Genomic DNA, 17,859 nt, shown 5'->3' on the forward strand with positions numbered 1-17,859 from the left:
TTGGGTAGCAAAAATAAAAAGGAGGCCAAGCCTCCTTTTTATTTTTTGTCATAGAGCCCTTTTCAAACGAAAGCTACTTTTTCGGGACATTAAGCTGTAGTTCTGGCGTAGCCGCTGCTTTGGCTTTAAATTTACGGCGAATAAACCACCCCATCAAAACGAAAAGAATGACAGCAACATTTCCTAGCACAATGTAAATCAAGGCTTTTTTCCTTGATTCCTCACGCATTTGGATAATTAACTGCTCTTGCTGCAATCGTCGTAAATTCTCCAACTCAGCCTCTTGCATACGACGCGTCGTAGCGAGATCGATTTCACTCACCACACTATAACTGTGCTCTTTAATTGGAAAAACCAGTGGTCTTTGTGTCGCTAAATCGGTGGCATACAATAATCCATGCCAAGCATAATGACCGAATTCACCACTGTTAGGGATTGAGAAAGTGAGATTCAGCGCTTTTTCATTAGCTTGAGCTTGCGTTAAAAATGGCTCTTGATTCGCACCTTTATGCTCCACTTGCCCCGCCAAAGACCCCGGTTGAATCATGCCGCTTTCACCACTCAATACCACTTGATGTGGCTGATTTTCCGAGCGAGATTGAATGAATGTCGTCGTGATAGGCGAAGGATAGACTAAGACGTCTTGCTCTTGAGCACGCAGGAATACACCATTTCCTGAAGTAATACGTACCCGATATTTATCCGGTTCTAATGTGATAGGTAGAGCAACCGTGAAAACTCCATCTCCCGGTTTTTCATCCAGCCCTCGTCCATCATCAGCAAAAACCCCCACCTCAATCGATAAAGGACGAGCTTCTTTAGCTAACTCTTGCTCATTTTCAATGTATTTTGTAAAGGTGACCGTTAAATTCACTCTGTCCAGAAAATCTCTGAGCAACAAAGGTTTACCATCAGAGAGCAAGCGAGCCGTAAATTTAATCTCCTCACCTTGATATAGGCGAGAAGGTAAAACATCACTCACCATCTGTAAGTGAGAAATAAGCCGTATATTATTTTTAGGTGATACCTTGCCTACAGCCTGCCAAGGACCAGGCATCGGATGTTCAATCGACACAATATCCATCGATGGCTCTTCATACCAACGAACATGATCCGGATGGCGCCCTGCATAATATTTTGTGCCATCCGGCCTGACTAATACGACGGACTGAGAATTCTTTTCTCGATAAATAACAAACGTAATTTGTGAAATGGTAGAATCGACACGAAAGCGATTATCCAGCAATGACATCACAGACTCATTACTTGCCAGCACATTAACACTCAATAGCCACCCTAATATCGCTATTCCTATCCGCCACATAATTTCTCCTACTGACGCCAGAGGCAAACACCATTTTTTTCAACCACATCCAAACGATCTTGGTGTGCCTGTAGTTCATCGGCCGATGCACGTAAAACTTTGAGTTTTTTACGTTCACCCGTCACTCGTTTAATGGTATTGCTTCCTTGCTCACCATTTTGATTGCCTGCTGAAAACTGTAAGGAGGTCTGCCCCCCTGTCATTAACAGGTAAACATCAGCCAAGATCTCCGCATCGAGCAATGCGCCATGCAATGTTCGATGAGAGTTATCTATGCCATATCGTTCACACAATATATCTAAGTTGTTACGTTTGCCTGGGAAGATTTTCTTCGCCATCGCCAGCGTATCGGTGATTTTACAATACTGCTCTGTTTTACCGATTGCGGCGTCTAATTTACCAAATTCATAGTCCATAAACCCCACGTCGAAGGGGGCGTTATGAGCCACCAACTCAGCGCCTTTAATGAAGTCCAGAAATTCCTGATGAACGTCTTTATATTCAGGCTTATCAACCAGAAATTCATCGGTAATCCCATGGACTTCGATGGCTTGGGGCTGAATTTCTCGATCGGGTTTTAAATAAACATGAAAGTGCCGCCCTGTCAGTTTGCGGTTGATGATCTCCACCGCACCGATTTCAATAATTCGATGCCCTTCATAATGAGGGCCTCCTTCAAAGTTCATACCGGTGGTTTCGGTATCGAGAACCACAATACGATCGTAGTTAGAATTGTTGCTAGTATTCATAAGGATATCTATGTCAGACTATGCCAATTGTGTGCGTAACCCAATAGTATCAAATCATGAAGAAACAAGTGGAAATTTTCACTGACGGTTCTTGTTTAGGCAATCCTGGTCCGGGTGGCTATGGCGTTGTTCTACGTTATAAACAAGTAGAAAAAACCTTATCAAAAGGCTATCGACTAACCACCAATAATCGAATGGAGATGCTGGCCGCTGTCGTTGCCCTACAAATACTAAAAGAACCTTGCGAGGTCATTTTAACCACAGATAGTCAATATGTCCGCCAAGGTATTACTCAATGGATTCATAATTGGAAACAACGAGGCTGGAAAACCGCAGATAAAAAACCGGTAAAAAATGCCGATCTCTGGCAGAAATTAGATAAAGAAACCGCCCGACATCATGTTGAATGGCGGTGGGTTAAAGGCCATGCTGGTCATCGGGAAAATGAAATGTGTGATGAACTGGCTCGAACAGCCGCCGAGAACCCTACCGAAGAGGATCATGGTTACCAACCTTAACAGATTCGATTCCGTCAACGGCTATTCTGATGATTTAATACGGTAATTAAACCCAACGGGAGAAAAACGCCGTTTAAGATTCCAATGGGGTTTAATCGGTTTTAAAGGATAAGTCCGCTTACGCGCCACGATAAAATAGAGGCTTCCGGCAGGGCTTGCCCAAGCACCTAACGCATTTTCTAACCATGTCCACCACGTGCGGTACTTTTGCATAGGAAAGAGCGCATATTGATCGCACTCAATCACTTGGTAATTCAGTACACTCAGCCAGTCTTTGATACGGTTGGGAGTATACATGCGCCCACTCCAAGGGAGATTATGCTTGCGCCAAGGCATTAAACTCGCAAAGCCAGTCAAGCTAATGGGGTTAAAGCCAGTAATAATTACGTAACCGTCATCAATCAATACTCGGTCTACTTCACGTAAAATACGGTGCGGATCGTCACAATAATCCAGTTGGTGGGCAAGAATCGTGACATCAATACTTTTTTCAAGAAAGGGTAAATCATAAGCATCCGCGATCAAACTATGCAAAGGATTCTGGATATCGAGATGAACTTGGTGTTGAATATTGCAATTGCCACTCGATAATTCACAGCTCAAGCCACCCAGTTTTAGCATGTGGTAACCGAAAAGTTTAGGGCACCACTCATCTATTCGGGTTTGAATCGATTCACAAACCCATTGGCCGTTTTTCAATTGCGACCAAGAGTGAGGGCTTTCTATTTTTATTTGACTGCGTGCTGGTTTCATAGCTAAATCGCTTTACCCAAGTGACCGGAGACAACTCATGTTACACATCAAAAGCATACCCGCATTTAACGATAATTACATCTGGCTGATTGAAAATAGCGATCGTCGTTGTGCAGTAGTCGATCCCGGTGATGCGGCTCCCGTATTGAGTTATCTCACCCAACATGAGCTCACTCTAGAAGCCATTCTCATTACCCACCATCATCATGATCATATCGGTGGTGTTGCAGAGCTGGTTCATCAATATCCAAATGTTGATGTTGTTGGCCCAGCCCAAGAACCGATACCAACCGTCACTCACCCCGTTCAAGGCGGTGATCAAATCGAATTGTTTGATGAACGGTTTATGATTTTAGATCTTCCTGGTCATACTCTTGGCCACATTGGATATATTGGTGATAGCAAGCTCTTTTGTGGTGATGTCCTTTTTTCCGCAGGTTGTGGTCGGGTATTTGAAGGGACTATGGAGCAAATGTTTACCTCACTCAGTAAATTACAAGCACTGCCGGGAGAAACTGAGGTTTATTGCGCCCATGAATACACGGCAAGCAATGTCGCTTTTGCCATGGCCGTTGAACCGGATAATGAACAGTTACAAATTTATCGAGATGAGGTGATCCGACTGAGAGCACAAGGACAAGCAACCTTACCGACCACCTTACGACGAGAAAAATGGATCAATCCCTTCCTACGAACCGATGCCCCCAGTGTGATGAAATCGGTGGCCACTCGTACACCGCAAAGTGATCCATTAGCTATTTTTACCGCATTACGTGAGTGGAAAAACGAATTTTAATAAATTGCTGCTTGTCATCAGATTCATACGACAAGTATTATCAGCAGCCAATTGATAAAAAGGCTGTTTTACATGCGAGTAGAATTTTGCTGGCTAATAGCTCTGCTATTAGCCGGATGCCAGGTTACCCAGCCTGATCATAACCTTAGTACTGAATCTCATCCGGCCTCAGCACCAAGTACTAAGGTAATCACCGAGGCAATGTCATCTCCCCCTGTGGAGGACAAACCCTTGGTGGTATCACCTAAAGTTCTGACACCTCAAGAGCAAGAAGATGTGTGGCAACGTATTGCGATGCAGCTCAGCTTACCTATCGCCGATGATCCAAGTGTGGATTACTATCGCACTTGGTATCTCAAACATCCCCACCATTTAGCGACAGTAGCCAAACGAGCAGAACCTTTTCTCTATTTAATTACCGAAAAAATCGAACAACGGAATCTACCTTTAGAACTGACTCTATTGCCTATCGTCGAAAGCGCTTTTGACCCATTTGCCTATTCTCATGGCAGTGCTGCCGGATTATGGCAATTTGTCCCTGCTACAGGGAAAATGTTCGGCCTAGAACAGAATTTTTGGTATGACGGCCGACGTGACGTCGTCGCTGCAACAGATGCAGCTTTAGATTATTTAACTCGCCTCAATACCCGTTTTGATGGTGACTGGTATTTAGCGATTGCCGCTTACAACAGTGGAGGGGGACGCGTATCGAGTGCGATTCGTAAAAATACTCGATTAGGTAAGGATACGGATTTCTTCTCACTGGATCTTCCAAAAGAAACCAGCGGTTATGTTCCAAAATTATTAGCCCTCGCCGATATCATTGCCAATCAAGAACGTTATGGTATTAGTATCCCGATGATCGTCAATCAACCGGTCTTGGCTTTAGTTGATCCGAAAGAACAACTAGATTTAGCCATCGCAGCCAACTATGCAGGTATTACGGTTAAGGAATTACAAAGTTATAACCCTGCCTATAATCAGTGGGCAACAGCACCTGAAGGGCCTCACCAATTTTTAATTCCCATAGAACGAGTAGAATCCTTTACTCAGCAAGTAGAGATCAACCGCGGCAAAGGAATGAAATTAGTTCGCTACCAAGTCAAAAGTGGCGATAGCCTCAGCGTTATTGCGGAGCAGCACCACACCACAACTCAGGTTATCCAAACGGCCAATAACCTCACCGGTCACACTATACGAGTGGGGCAATATTTGATGATTCCCACCTCGGTTACCGACGATAAAGCTTATACACTCAGTGCAAACAACCGGTTAAAAAAGACCCAATCATTAGCACGTGGACAATATAAGCTTAAGCACACGGTGAAAAGAGGTGAAAGTTTATGGACGATTGCCAAAGCTCACAATGTCTCTTACCAATCCTTGGCAAAATGGAATGGAATGGGGCCAAGAGATACATTACGTATCGGCCAAGAATTGGTCATTTGGAAAAAAAGCACCGATGGTGCCATTATTCGTACCGTTTTTTACCAAGTCCGTAATGGGGATACATTGAGCGATATCGCTTCACGCTTTAAAGTGAAAACGAATGACATCGTAAAGTGGAATGATCTGTCCAACCAGAAATATTTAAAACCGGGCCAGCAGATCAAACTGTATGTCGATGTCACAAAAGTCAGTGTTTAACCCTTTATTGAGCCTGTAAGCGAAACGTTACCAACAACGGATTATGATCAGAAGCGCTCGACTCGGGCGCTTTTGCTGTTTCTAACTCCAGCCCTTTATAAAAAACATGATCAAGTGGTAATCCATTAATAAATGTCACTCTATGATCTTCTGAGAAAACCACCTCTTGCAATGATATTGCCAACAACGCCGATTTTAGTACAGCCAATCGTTGTTGACTCCAACTATTAAAATCTCCCGCGACAATAATAGGCCCGTGATGTTGCCGTAAAGCATTGAGTAAGGCTTCAAGTTGTTCTCGATATGCCTTTGCCCCATAAGTAAAATTAACGGCATGTAGATTGATAACGGCTAGCTGTTGCCCATTACTTAATGGGTAACGAGCATAAATCCCAGATTTAGGTAATCTAAGTAGCGGCTCCAACTGAGTATATGCACAAGCAAGGCTAGGCATTACATGTGCTAAATTCAGCACACCGGAAGACTCCCCAAAGAGACGAAAAGCATCCACATAAGCCCCATCCCACACTTGCTTTGCAATCCATGCTCTCAGAGCCTCAGTCATGTTCGCTTCTTGCAATAACAGCAATTGCGCTTGCTGACTATAACGCGTTAACTCGCTAGCCCAATTATGCCGATTTTGTTTGTAAATATTCCAGACCAGAACATTCAATTGGCCATTCTTATCAAGCGCAGAAGTATGTGGATCTTGGTAACAGACCAAGTCTCGTCCATGGATATCTTGTCCGACGGTTAATAGTTGAGGCTGAGTCGGTACACTAAAAATTACATGAAACGCTGAGATAACAGCGATAATGACAAGGAGAGGAAATAAGAGTAAGTAGTGTTTTTTCATCAGAGAAGCCAGCGACAATAGCAACGAGAAGATAAGGGACTAGCTGGCCGCCTTATCTTCTTAAATCAATCATTAGATCGCGTCTTCATCTTCCTCACCAGTTCGAATTCGAACAACCCGTTCAATCTCACTAATAAAGATTTTTCCGTCGCCAATTTTTCCCGTTTGTGCGGTTTCAATAATCGTATCCACACATTGGTCAGCCACCTCTTCGGTCACGACAATTTCCAGTTTCACTTTTGGTAAGAAATCCACCATATATTCCGCGCCACGGTACAGTTCCGTATGACCCTTTTGCCGACCAAATCCTTTGACTTCAGAAACCGTCATACCGGTAATTCCCACTTCAGCCAGCGCTTCACGGACATCATCGAGTTTAAATGGTTTAATAATGGCCTCGATCTTTTTCATGTTCATCCCTTAAACGTTTTTTGTTACTGGTTTCGTTGCTGGTCGAATCAAAGTTTTCTGAACCGAGCAGATGATTGCCCGTATTATCGGTCAGCCGTGATAAACAATCAATAAAAAGCCCAAGTGATACTCGGGCCAAATGGCTGTTCAACCACTATTTTAAGCTGGAATAGTAAGCGGCAAGATCGGCGATATCTTGATCACTCAGCATCATTGATTGTGCTTGCATGACAACCGCCAATCCACCAGTGCGCTGCTTGTTTTTGTATGCATTGACGGAGCTGATGAAATATTGTTCATTTTGTCCTTTCAGATTGGGATAGCCAGGAATAACGGCCATTCCATCGGCACCATGACAGGTTGCACAAATGGCAGACTTCGCCTTTCCTGCCGCTGCGTCACCAGCCGCAAATACGTGTCCGGTAAATAAACTGCTAATTACCCATAACCCCATTAGTATCTTATTCATCCTTCAACCTTACCCATTACATTCACGACACCAATCTATCATAACCATCGTCGTATGAGAAAAGCTTATTTATCCCAGATGAGTTCACAATCTTGACCAGAAAAATCACGATCCACAAATAGACTGGCTATCGCAACGACTCTTTCTTTATACATTAAAATAGGTAATCGACGACGCTGCCAACTCGGAATCCGATATTCTTGAAATAGCTTTTTTAATTTTCGAGATCCGGCACGTCCAACCGGACAAGCTGATAATCCTTCAGGATTAAAGGAGACCCAAAGCATATCCCGCTCTTTTGGTAACGCAATATGACCATGCTGAGAGTCTGATAGGGTTAATATACCAAGTTGATCCGGTAAAATAAGCGGCATATTAAGTTGAATCGATTGCTGCCAGTCAATAAGATCGCCCATTGACATGACACAGAAAAGCTCTCCATCAAATCGGCGTATTTGATACTCTTTCAATTGAAGTTTTGGATTTGCAGATAATTCAGCCAGTGCCACTTGCTGCCAAATCATCTCTGTATGGAGCCGACTAGGCATCACAACCCCTTGCTGAGCTAACCATTGACGAATTAATTGCCGCCTGACCACTTCACTGCACGGTTGTAGCTGGGAAATGGATAATCCCCCTTGTTCGCTTATTGCAGATGCAAGCAAGTTTGCAAGTAACTCATGAATGACCGCTTCTTGCTCTGCACACAGCTCGGCACTACGTTGCACGGCTTGGTGAATCGTCGGCCAACGTTCGCAAAGAATGGGGGTCACTCGATGGCGCAAAAAATTACGTTCATAACGCACATCCTGATTACTTTCATCATTCACCCATTGTAGCTGCTGCTGGCTAGCAAAAGATTCAATCACTGACCGTGGTACATGTAAAAGTGGACGCAACAAGTGCCCGTGACCAAAAGCCCCCCAAGCCGCCATCGCGGATAACCCTTTGGGACCACTTCCTCGCCTTAACGCAAGTAGAAAGGTTTCTAATTGATCGTCGGCATGATGCCCCAGCAGTAAGGTCTCTTGTGTTTGAATATGTTTAGAAAGCACCGTATAACGCGCGTCTCGGGCTAATTGTTCAATGCTCTCGCCACATTGTGTGTCAAGAGAGACATATTCAACCGACAAAGGGATTTGATATTCATCACACCAGTATTGACACTGTTCTACCCAGTGATTGGCATTCACACTCAAACCATGATGAACATGTACCGCTCGGACGGGTACTGAGTAATGCTGATGATATTGGGCAAGTAAATGCAATAATACACGAGAGTCCACCCCTCCACTTAAGGCTAAAACCGGAGACTGAACCGCTTTTTCACGCAACTGCTGGCAGAAGTGATTGTACAAATCCATGATAATTTTTGAGCTGATTTGATAAATAAAGGCCAGTGTACCGCTTGGGCCTAAAAACCAAAAGGGGCTGGATTATCTCCAGCCCCTTTTTATCATGTGCTCAGTTAGCAATAACCATAATTCATCAAACGCTGATAGCGGCGCTCCAACAACGATTCTTGATCTAAGGCTTCTAATTCAGAAAGCTGACGTAATAACATTGCTTTAAGATTTTTTGCCATTTGGACGTGATCACGATGAGCCCCACCCAGTGGTTCTTCAATGACTTCATCAATCAAAGAAAGCTCTTTTAGACGAGGAGCCACTAGCCCCATCGCTTCAGCCGCTTGTGGAGCTTTATCCGCATCACGCCATAAGATAGAGGCACACCCTTCAGGAGAGATAACCGCATAAGTTGAATATTGCAGCATATTGACGTAATCCCCCACCCCAATCGCTAGCGCACCACCAGAACCACCTTCACCAACCACATTACAGATCACGGGAACGGTTAAGCCCGACATCACTTTTAGGTTTTTGGCGATGGCTTCTGATTGTCCACGCTCTTCAGCACCCACACCAGGATAAGCCCCTGCCGTATCAATAAAAGTGATGATAGGCATATTAAAACGTTCAGCCATTTGCATTAAACGCAATGCTTTACGGTAGCCTTCAGGTTTAGGCATACCGAAATTGCGTCTCACTTTTTCTCTCGTTTCACGACCTTTTTGATGACCAATAACCATAACAGGGCGATCATCTAAGCGGGCAATACCACCGACTATTGCTTTATCATCCGCATAGGCGCGATCTCCGGCTAGTTCATCAAACTCGGTAAACATATTATTAATGTAATCCAGAGTATAAGGACGCTGTGGGTGACGGGCCATCTGCGCCACTTGCCATGCACCAAGATCACTAAAAATTTTCTTTTTCAGCTCCAAGCTTTTCTTTTCTAGCTGTTCAATCTCTTTTTCAAGATCTACGGACGAACTGCCACCGTGACGAGAGACATCACGTAGTGCCTGAATTTTTGCTTCAAGTTCTACAATAGGTTTTTCAAAATCTAGAAAATTTAGGCTCATCTACCGATCCTTTTTTACTCAGCTCGTCAATTGCGCAGCTGAATTTTAGTTAAATTCGAGTTCTACTTGGTCTTTGCCAAGCAACTGTTGTAATTCATCTAGTAATGCATCGCTGGGCGTTACTCGCCACTCTGTACCTAACGTCAAACACACCCTAGCATCTGGCCGCTGGTAGTATACCTTGACCGGCACCGTACCTGCTCGGTGAGGCTCTAAGATTTGACTAAAGCGCTCAAAAAATCGCTCATCGATTTGAGATTGTTCAATCACAATCGATAAGCCACGGGCATATTTTTCACGCGCGCTCCCCAAGTCCATGACTTCGCGCGCCGACATTTTAAGGCCACCATTGAAGTCATCAAAGCTGACCTGTCCAGAAACCACCAGAATTTTATCTTTTTCTAGCAATTCTGCATACCGATCTAATGCATCAGAGTAGAGCATGACCTCCATTCGTCCAGAACGGTCATCTAAAGTCATAAGCCCTATCCGACTACCGCGTTTGGTCGTCATCACCCGCGCTGCAATCACAAGGCCTGCAACTGTCAACGATTGATCGCGTCGCGTTGGCGTCGCATCATTTAATCGGCAGCTTGTGTACTTATTCAGTTCTTTAAGGCATTGATTAATAGGGTGACCGGTTAAGTATAGACCAAGGGTTTCCCTTTCTCCCTCCAGCCAGACTTTCTCTGGCCAAGGCGGCACTTGGATATATTTCCTTTCGACTTCTTCCGGTGCATCCGTTAATACACCAAACATATCGGCTTGGCCAAAGGCTTCTGCTTGATGATGCTGGCTAGCGGCTTTCACTGCATCATCCACTGAAGCCATTAAGGCGGCGCGGTGCGGCCCTAAATGATCCAAAGCGCCCGCTAAAATCAACTTTTCAATGACTCGCTTATTGACCTTTTTTAAATCAATTCGCGCACAAAAATCAAATAAGTCTTTAAAATATCCGTCTTGATTCCGTGATTCTAAAATGGCTTCAATCGGACCTTCACCCACACCTTTTATGGCACCGATGCCATAAACTATCGCCCCAGAATCATCCACATTAAAACGGTATAGCCCTGAGTTAATATCTGGAGGAAGCACTTTTAACCCCATTCGATGGCATTCATCCACCAGACCCACCACTTTTTCGGTATTATCCATATCTGCAGTCATGACCGCAGCCATGAATTCAGCCGGATAGTGCGTTTTTAGCCATAAGGTCTGATAGGAAACTAAAGCATAAGCCGCTGAGTGCGATTTGTTAAATCCATACCCGGCAAATTTCTCTACCAAGTCAAAGATTTTCATTGCCAGTTCGCCATCAACGCCATTTTTTTCCGCACCTTCTTTAAATACGGCGCGTTGCTTGGCCATTTCTTCTGGCTTTTTCTTACCCATGGCTCGGCGAAGCATATCTGCACCACCCAGAGTATAACCTGCCAACACCTGAGCAATCTGCATCACTTGTTCTTGATAGAGAATGATGCCGTAAGTTGGCTCTAATATCTCTTTTAATGACTCGTGTTGCCACTTCTCATCTGGGTAGGAAATGGCTTCTCGACCATGTTTACGGTCAATAAAGTTATCCACCATCCCCGACTGTAGAGGTCCTGGGCGGAAAAGCGCCACCAATGCGATGATATCTTCAAAACAGTCAGGTTGCAGACGTTTAATCAGATCTTTCATCCCACGAGATTCAAGCTGGAACACAGCCGTGGTTTCGGAGTTTTGTAAGATACGAAAAGAAGCAGGATCCGCCAGCGGAATTGCTTCTATTCGAACGGGTGGCTCACCTTTTTTCTCACGACGAGGATTAATCAACCCTAAAGCCCAATCAATAATGGTTAAGGTTCGTAGCCCCAAAAAATCAAACTTGACGAGCCCAGCATACTCCACGTCATTTTTATCAAATTGAGTAACCGGATGTAGCCCTTCAGCATCACAGTAGAGCGGAGCAAAATCAGTAATGGAGGTAGGAGAAATGACGACCCCACCCGCATGTTTACCTGCATTTCGGGTACATCCCTCTAAAATGCGGCACATATCAATCAGCTCTTTAACCTCTTCATCCGCATCATAGAGCTCTTGCAGTGCGGGCTCAGCTTTAAAGGCTTTTTCCAGTGTCATTCCCGGATCCGGTGGCACCAGCTTAGAGATACGATCAACAAAACCAAAAGGATGGCCCAGTACTCGACCAACATCCCGAATCACCGCTTTTGCCGCCATCGTACCGAATGTAATGATCTGAGAAACCGCATCACGGCCATACATATCTGCCACATGGTCAATGACTCGATCTCGTTTATCCATACAGAAGTCAACGTCAAAGTCGGGCATCGAAACACGTTCGGGGTTTAAGAAACGTTCAAAAAGCAGATCATATTCTAATGGATCAAGATCAGTGATTTTTAATGCATAAGCCACTAACGAGCCAGCACCCGATCCTCGCCCCGGACCAACTGGAATATCGTTATCCTTCGACCACTGAATAAACTCCATGACGATCAAGAAATAGCCAGGAAACCCCATCTGGTTGATAACCTGAAGTTCAATATCCAGCCGTTCATCGTATTCAGGCCGTCGTTTCGCTCGTTCCATAGGATCGGGAAAGAGAAATTCAAGACGATCTTCTAACCCTTCTTTGGACTTTTTAACCAAAAACTCTTCAATAGGTAAGCCATCGGTTGGGAAATTCGGCAGAAAATATTCCCCCAAACGCACAGTAACATTGCAGCGCTTGGCAATTTCTACGGTATTGTCTAGGGCTTCAGGAATATCACTAAATAGCTCACACATCTCTTGCTCTGTTCGCAAGTATTGCTGTGGGCTGTAGTTTTTAGGCCGTCGAGGATCTTCAAGGGTATAGCCATCATGTATCGCAACACGAATTTCATGGGCATCAAATTGTTCTGGCTTTAAAAAAACCACTTCATTGGTGGCCACAACGGGCAACTGAGTTTGTTCGGCTAATTCTAAAGCGAAATGAAGATAACTTTCTTCATCAGAACGCCCCGTTCGGATCAGCTCTAAATAAAAGTTATCGGCAAAATGCGTCTGATAAAATTCAACGCATTTATCCACTAAAGCTTGGTTACCTTTCAATAAAGCTCGGCCTATTTCTCCGTTTTTCCCGCCTGAAAGGATGATAAGCCCTTGACCATATTTCACTAACCACGCTTTATCAATAACGGGCTGATGCTGAATATGCCCCCGAAGATAAGCTTCTGATATAAGCAGGGTTAAATTTTTATAGCCAAGATTATCTTTAGCAAGAATAGTGAGTTTGGTTAGCTCATCACCAAACTCGTCGGAGCGTAAGGTAAAGTCCGCTCCGACTATCGGCTTTACGCCACAACTGTGCGCTGTACCGTAATATTTGACTAAACCACAGAGGTTAGTGAAATCAGTCAGTGCCATGGCTGGCATTCCCATTGCTGCCACTTGTTTAACCAAAGGTGGAACCTTGGATAAACCATCCATCATGGAAAAATCACTATGAATACGTAAGTGGATAAACTTTGGGTCAGACATTCAATTGAATCCTAGATGCTAGGGTTAGGTCGTGCAATGGCGCTATTCTACGTTAAAGCGGATCGACGTTAAACCATCATAGACGGCATTAGGGTTACTGTAAGCCTAATGCCCGTTTCACGGGTGCAAAGCTGCGGCGATGTTGATCTATCACCCCATATTGTTCAATGGCAGCAAAATGTGCTTTGGTGGGATAGCCTTTGTGTTGTGCAAAACCAAATTGGGGATAAATTTTATCGAGCATTTCCATTTCTTGGTCACGCACCACTTTAGCAAGAATTGATGCCGCACTGATTTGTGCAACACGCAAATCGCCTTTGACCACAGCTTGAGCATTCATAGGTAATGTGGGGGTTTTATTACCATCAATCAAAACCAAATCAGGCTGAATAGCTAACCCCGCTACCGCTCTTTGCATGGCAAGCATGGTGGCTTGGAAAATGTTCAGTTGATCAATTTCTTGTGCCGAACACCGTCCGATAGACCAAGCCAGCGCTTTTTGCTGGATTTCTGGGAACAGAGCTAAACGCTTTTTCTCTGAGAGTTTTTTAGAGTCCGTTAAGCCCGCGATAGGTTGATTCGGGTCAAGGATAACTGCCGCGGTCACGACATCCCCAACCAAAGGCCCACGTCCAACTTCATCCACTCCGGCAATCAAGGAATATCCGGCTGGTATCTCAAAAGACTCCAGCACCTTATCTTTTTTCTCTGTCATAATTTTTTATTTACCTATCAGTGAAAGCACCGCCTGAGCAGCCTGTTCATCCGCTCCTTTTCGAATCCAGTGATGCATCTCGGTAAACTTATCAATTAACGCTTGATTGTCACTAGTTAATAATCGATGAACGGCTTGGTATAAGTTATCAACCGTACACTCTTCTTGTAATAACTCTTTAACCAGTTCTTCTCCGGCTAAAATATTTGGCAATGAGACATAAGGTGTTTTTAATAAGCGTCTGGCTAGAAATGCCGTAATGGCATTAACTTTATAACCCACGACCATCGGGCGCTTGAGCAGCATGCATTCTAATGCAACGGTTCCAGAAGCAAGTAGGACAACATCAGCGGCAGTAATGACATTTCGAGCCGTATCATCCACTAAAACAAAGTTCAGTTCAGGAGCGACTTTCTGCCACACAGCTTCAAACTGTTCACGGCGATGTGAATTAACGAGAGCAACAACAAATCCAAGCTCAGGATCATCTTGTTGTAAACGCTGGCACGTTCTAATGAAGGGTTCTGCTAATAACTTCATTTCACCGCCACGGCTGCCCGGTAACACAGCCAACCAGCGTTTATCTTGGCTTAATCCTAATAATTGTTGCGCGGCCTGCTTATCCGGCTGCATAGGGAGGCTATCTGCCAATGTATGGCCGATAAACTCACACGGCACATTAAATTTATCGTAAAACGCTTTTTCAAAAGGAAGAAATGCCAACACTAAATGGGTTGCAGCCTCAATATTAAAAATACGCTTTTGCCGCCAAGCCCACACAGAAGGGCTCACGTAATGGACTGTTTTTATCCCTGATTTTTTTAAATCCAATTCAAGGCGTAAATTAAAATCTGGTGCATCAATACCCACGAAAACGTCGGGAGGATTGTCGATAAAAAAACGGACCAACTCAGCTTTAACTTTCAATAGCCGAGGTAACCGACCTAATACTTCCACTAGCCCCATCACCGCTAATTCTTCCATGTCAAACAGTGATTGACAGCCCTGTGCGATCATTTTGGGGCCACCGATACCAACAAACTCAGCCTCAGGATAACGAGCTTTAATAGCTTTAATGAAGCCTTCCCCCAAGGTATCCCCAGAGAGCTCACCTGCGACAATACCGATACGTAATGGCTGTTGTTTCACACCTCACTCCTCTTGCAAGATTTGCTGTGCCTTAAAATACAAAAGATCGCCGAATAGAGGCGACCTTTTCAGCTAACTGATTAGCAAAAACTCGTCAGTACAAACTAGCGAATGATCCCACGAGTGGAGTTTTCCAAGAAATGAAGAAACAGCTTCACCGCAGGGAAATCATCGATTTCTTTGCCAATTTCCACCTTGGCTTCTTCCAAAGTCAACCCACTACGATACAGCGCTTTATACGCTCGGCGAATCGCATGGATCTCCGCTTTTTCAAAACCTCGGCGTTTCAACCCTTCAACATTAATGCCAAATGGTGCGCAGTGGTTACCTTGTGCCATGACATAAGGAGGTACGTCTTGCACAACGATAGACCCCCCCCCCAACATGCAATGATCCCCGACTTGGCAAAACTGATGAATTGCCGACATGCCCCCGATGATGGCTTGATTGCCCACCTTAACATGTCCTGCGAGTGTGGCGTTGTTAGCAAAAATACAGCGATCTCCCACTACACAGTCATGGGCAACGTGCGCATTGATCATAAACAAGTTATCACTACCCACAGTAGTAATACCCTGATCTTGTATGGTTCCACGGTGCATGGTGACACTTTCACGAATGGTATTACGATCACCAATCACTAATTGCGTGTCTTCACCTGCATATTTCAAGTCCTGACATGCTTCACCGATCGAAGCGAACTGAAAGATACGGTTATCTTGACCAATTTTAGTTGGGCCTTTAACCACAACATGAGACAGCAGCTCCGTTCCTTCGCCAATTTCCACCTTACTGTCAACATAGCAAAATGGGCCAATTTTTACCTTAGCGCCAATAATCGCGCCATCTTCCACCACCGAGGTTGGGTGGATTTGTGCCGTTGGATGAATCATATTAAAACTCTCTGCGTGCACATTTCAATTCTGCGGAACAAACAATGCCACCATCCACTTTCGCCACACCATTGAATAGGGCTATTCCACGACGTTCTTTTAGAAATTCAACTTCAATTACTAGTTGATCACCAGGGCCGACAGGTTTACGGAATTTAGCATTATCGATACTGGCAAAATAATACAGTTCGTTTTCTTTAGGCGCACCGAACGTTTTAAAGGCTAAAAGCCCGGTTGCTTGAGCCATAGCTTCTAAAATCAGTACGCCAGGGAAAACGGGGAACTTAGGGAAATGACCAGTAAACTGAGGTTCATTCACTGACACATTCTTGAGCCCTACAAGATACTTTCCTTCTTCATAATCTGTGACTCGATCGATCAATAAAAAAGGGTAACGGTGCGGAAGAAGCTCCTGAATTTCAGTGATATCCATCATTTTCTTTTCAGTAGTCAAAGTCATATTCCTATTTAAAATAGATTAAATGGTTAAGCTCCAAACCTGTGTAGGCGGAGCAAATTAGTCTTGGCGCATTATAGACGAAAAAGACTCGCGCATTGCGAGCCTTTTTAGCAAAACAACAAAAAATTAACTGTCTGCTTTTTGCTCAAGTTGTTTTTCCACAGCTTTTAAACGCTTATTCATATCATCAATTCGATGAACGCGAGTCGCTGTTTTACGCCACTCTTTATTCGTTTGCAGTGGAATGCCGGAAGAATACATTCCTTTCTCTTCAATACTGCGCATCACCATTCCCATTCCAGTAATGGTCACACCATCAGCGATCTGGATGTGGCCATTAAGGACAGAAGCGCCGCCAATAATGCAGTACTTACCAATCTGAGTACTGCCAGCAACGACTGTACCACCCGCCATCGCGGTACCATATCCGATGTGTACATTATGCGCGATTTGTAGCTGGTTATCGATGATCACATTATCTTCAATCACGGTATCATCAAGCGCACCACGGTCAATCGTGGTACAGGCTCCAATTTCCACTCGATTGCCGATACGAACAGAACCAAGTTGTGGAATTTTTATCCATTCACCACGTTCATTCGCATAACCGAATCCATCCGCACCAATCACGGTACCTGACTGAATTAAACAATGACTACCAATTTGAACACCATGGTAAATCGTTACATTCGCCCACAGTTTAGTCTGTTCGCCTAATTGAGCATTCTTACCCACAAAACAGCCTGCACCAATGACCACGTGATCACCCAGCACAACACCAGACTCAATCACCGCATTCGCACCAATAGAAACATGTTGGCCGAGCGTCACATCATCCGCCACAACAGCACTCGCAGCAATGCCTTCGGTTGCTGGTAACGGTGTACTATCCAATGCTTGAGCAACCTTAGCAAAAGCCACATAAGGGTCAGCAACGACAAGTACATTGGATGGACATAATTCACGTTCAGACTCTTTCACCATAATAACGGTTGCTTGGCACTGAGCGAGATGTTTGCTGTATTTAGAATTCGAAAGAAAGGTGACATCCCCTTCTTGTGCTCGATCCATAGGGGTAACAGCGCTCACTGTTGCATGGGCATCACCATGTAAAGTGCCCCCAGTAATGGTTGCCAAATCGGCTAAAGTCAGTGTTTTCATAGTCT

Annotated in this window: 17 protein-coding genes; 3 read left to right on the forward strand and 14 right to left on the reverse strand. The window is 44.4% G+C overall.

The window, feature by feature from the left end:
* Positions 1-73: 73 nt before the first annotated feature.
* Together EXA13_RS13500 and dnaQ are read right to left on the reverse strand one after the other, a co-directional pair.
* Positions 74-1,324 carry a TIGR03503 family protein gene (locus EXA13_RS13500; RefSeq protein ID WP_238133644.1) on the reverse strand — a complete coding sequence of 417 codons (1,251 nt, stop codon included), beginning with the start codon at positions 1,322-1,324 and terminating at the stop codon, positions 74-76.
* Positions 1,325-1,332: 8 nt separating this feature from the next.
* The gene (gene dnaQ, locus EXA13_RS13505) at positions 1,333-2,073 is read right to left on the reverse strand and encodes a DNA polymerase III subunit epsilon (protein WP_238133645.1); all 741 of its coding nucleotides are present in this window, start codon (positions 2,071-2,073) and stop codon (positions 1,333-1,335) included.
* Positions 2,074-2,129: 56 nt separating this feature from the next.
* Between dnaQ and rnhA the strand changes: the two genes are divergently transcribed.
* Entirely contained in the window at positions 2,130-2,591 is a 462-nt protein-coding gene (gene rnhA, locus EXA13_RS13510; RefSeq protein WP_238133646.1) for a ribonuclease HI, read from the forward strand.
* 21 nt (positions 2,592-2,612) lie between these two features.
* Here the strand turns inward: rnhA and EXA13_RS13515 are convergent, their stop codons facing one another.
* Positions 2,613-3,344: a class I SAM-dependent methyltransferase gene (locus tag EXA13_RS13515; RefSeq protein WP_238133647.1), complete on the reverse strand. Its 732-nt coding sequence runs from the start codon at positions 3,342-3,344 to the stop codon at positions 2,613-2,615.
* A 37-nt stretch (positions 3,345-3,381) separates the two neighbouring features.
* Between EXA13_RS13515 and gloB the strand changes: the two genes are divergently transcribed.
* Together gloB and EXA13_RS13525 are read left to right on the forward strand one after the other, a co-directional pair.
* A complete protein-coding gene (gloB, locus tag EXA13_RS13520) occupies positions 3,382-4,140 on the forward strand; it encodes a hydroxyacylglutathione hydrolase (RefSeq protein ID WP_238133648.1) in 759 nt (252 codons plus the stop codon).
* A 72-nt stretch (positions 4,141-4,212) separates the two neighbouring features.
* Entirely contained in the window at positions 4,213-5,787 is a 1,575-nt protein-coding gene (locus EXA13_RS13525) for a LysM peptidoglycan-binding domain-containing protein (protein ID WP_238133649.1), read from the forward strand.
* Positions 5,788-5,791: 4 nt separating this feature from the next.
* Here the strand turns inward: EXA13_RS13525 and EXA13_RS13530 are convergent, their stop codons facing one another.
* The 11 genes from EXA13_RS13530 to lpxD form a co-directional block, all read right to left on the reverse strand.
* Positions 5,792-6,643: an endonuclease/exonuclease/phosphatase family protein gene (locus EXA13_RS13530; RefSeq protein WP_238133650.1), complete on the reverse strand. Its 852-nt coding sequence runs from the start codon at positions 6,641-6,643 to the stop codon at positions 5,792-5,794.
* Between the two features lie 72 nt (positions 6,644-6,715).
* Entirely contained in the window at positions 6,716-7,054 is a 339-nt protein-coding gene (gene glnB, locus EXA13_RS13535; protein ID WP_238133651.1) for a nitrogen regulatory protein P-II, read from the reverse strand.
* Positions 7,055-7,208: 154 nt separating this feature from the next.
* Positions 7,209-7,523, reverse strand: a complete 315-nt coding sequence (locus tag EXA13_RS13540) for a c-type cytochrome (RefSeq protein WP_238133652.1) — start codon at positions 7,521-7,523, stop codon at positions 7,209-7,211.
* Positions 7,524-7,588: 65 nt separating this feature from the next.
* Entirely contained in the window at positions 7,589-8,890 is a 1,302-nt protein-coding gene (tilS, locus tag EXA13_RS13545) for a tRNA lysidine(34) synthetase TilS (protein WP_238133699.1), read from the reverse strand.
* A gap of 101 nt (positions 8,891-8,991) precedes the next feature.
* On the reverse strand, positions 8,992-9,951 hold the full coding sequence (accA, locus tag EXA13_RS13550) for an acetyl-CoA carboxylase carboxyl transferase subunit alpha (RefSeq protein ID WP_238133653.1): 960 nt from the start codon (positions 9,949-9,951) through the stop codon (positions 8,992-8,994).
* A gap of 45 nt (positions 9,952-9,996) precedes the next feature.
* Complete coding sequence (gene dnaE, locus EXA13_RS13555) at positions 9,997-13,476, reverse strand: DNA polymerase III subunit alpha (RefSeq protein WP_238133654.1); 3,480 nt, start codon at positions 13,474-13,476, stop codon at positions 9,997-9,999.
* 94 nt (positions 13,477-13,570) lie between these two features.
* On the reverse strand, positions 13,571-14,191 hold the full coding sequence (gene rnhB, locus EXA13_RS13560) for a ribonuclease HII (RefSeq protein WP_238133655.1): 621 nt from the start codon (positions 14,189-14,191) through the stop codon (positions 13,571-13,573).
* A gap of 6 nt (positions 14,192-14,197) precedes the next feature.
* A complete protein-coding gene (lpxB, locus tag EXA13_RS13565; RefSeq protein WP_238133656.1) occupies positions 14,198-15,340 on the reverse strand; it encodes a lipid-A-disaccharide synthase in 1,143 nt (380 codons plus the stop codon).
* A 104-nt stretch (positions 15,341-15,444) separates the two neighbouring features.
* A complete protein-coding gene (gene lpxA, locus EXA13_RS13570; RefSeq protein WP_238133657.1) occupies positions 15,445-16,233 on the reverse strand; it encodes an acyl-ACP--UDP-N-acetylglucosamine O-acyltransferase in 789 nt (262 codons plus the stop codon).
* Between the two features lies 1 nt (position 16,234).
* A complete protein-coding gene (gene fabZ / locus EXA13_RS13575) occupies positions 16,235-16,666 on the reverse strand; it encodes a 3-hydroxyacyl-ACP dehydratase FabZ (RefSeq protein ID WP_238133700.1) in 432 nt (143 codons plus the stop codon).
* A 153-nt stretch (positions 16,667-16,819) separates the two neighbouring features.
* Entirely contained in the window at positions 16,820-17,854 is a 1,035-nt protein-coding gene (gene lpxD / locus EXA13_RS13580; protein ID WP_238133658.1) for a UDP-3-O-(3-hydroxymyristoyl)glucosamine N-acyltransferase, read from the reverse strand.
* Positions 17,855-17,859: the final 5 nt, after the last annotated feature.

Source organism: Vibrio cincinnatiensis (assembly GCF_022113815.1).
GTDB lineage: Bacteria > Pseudomonadota > Gammaproteobacteria > Enterobacterales > Vibrionaceae > Vibrio > Vibrio cincinnatiensis_A.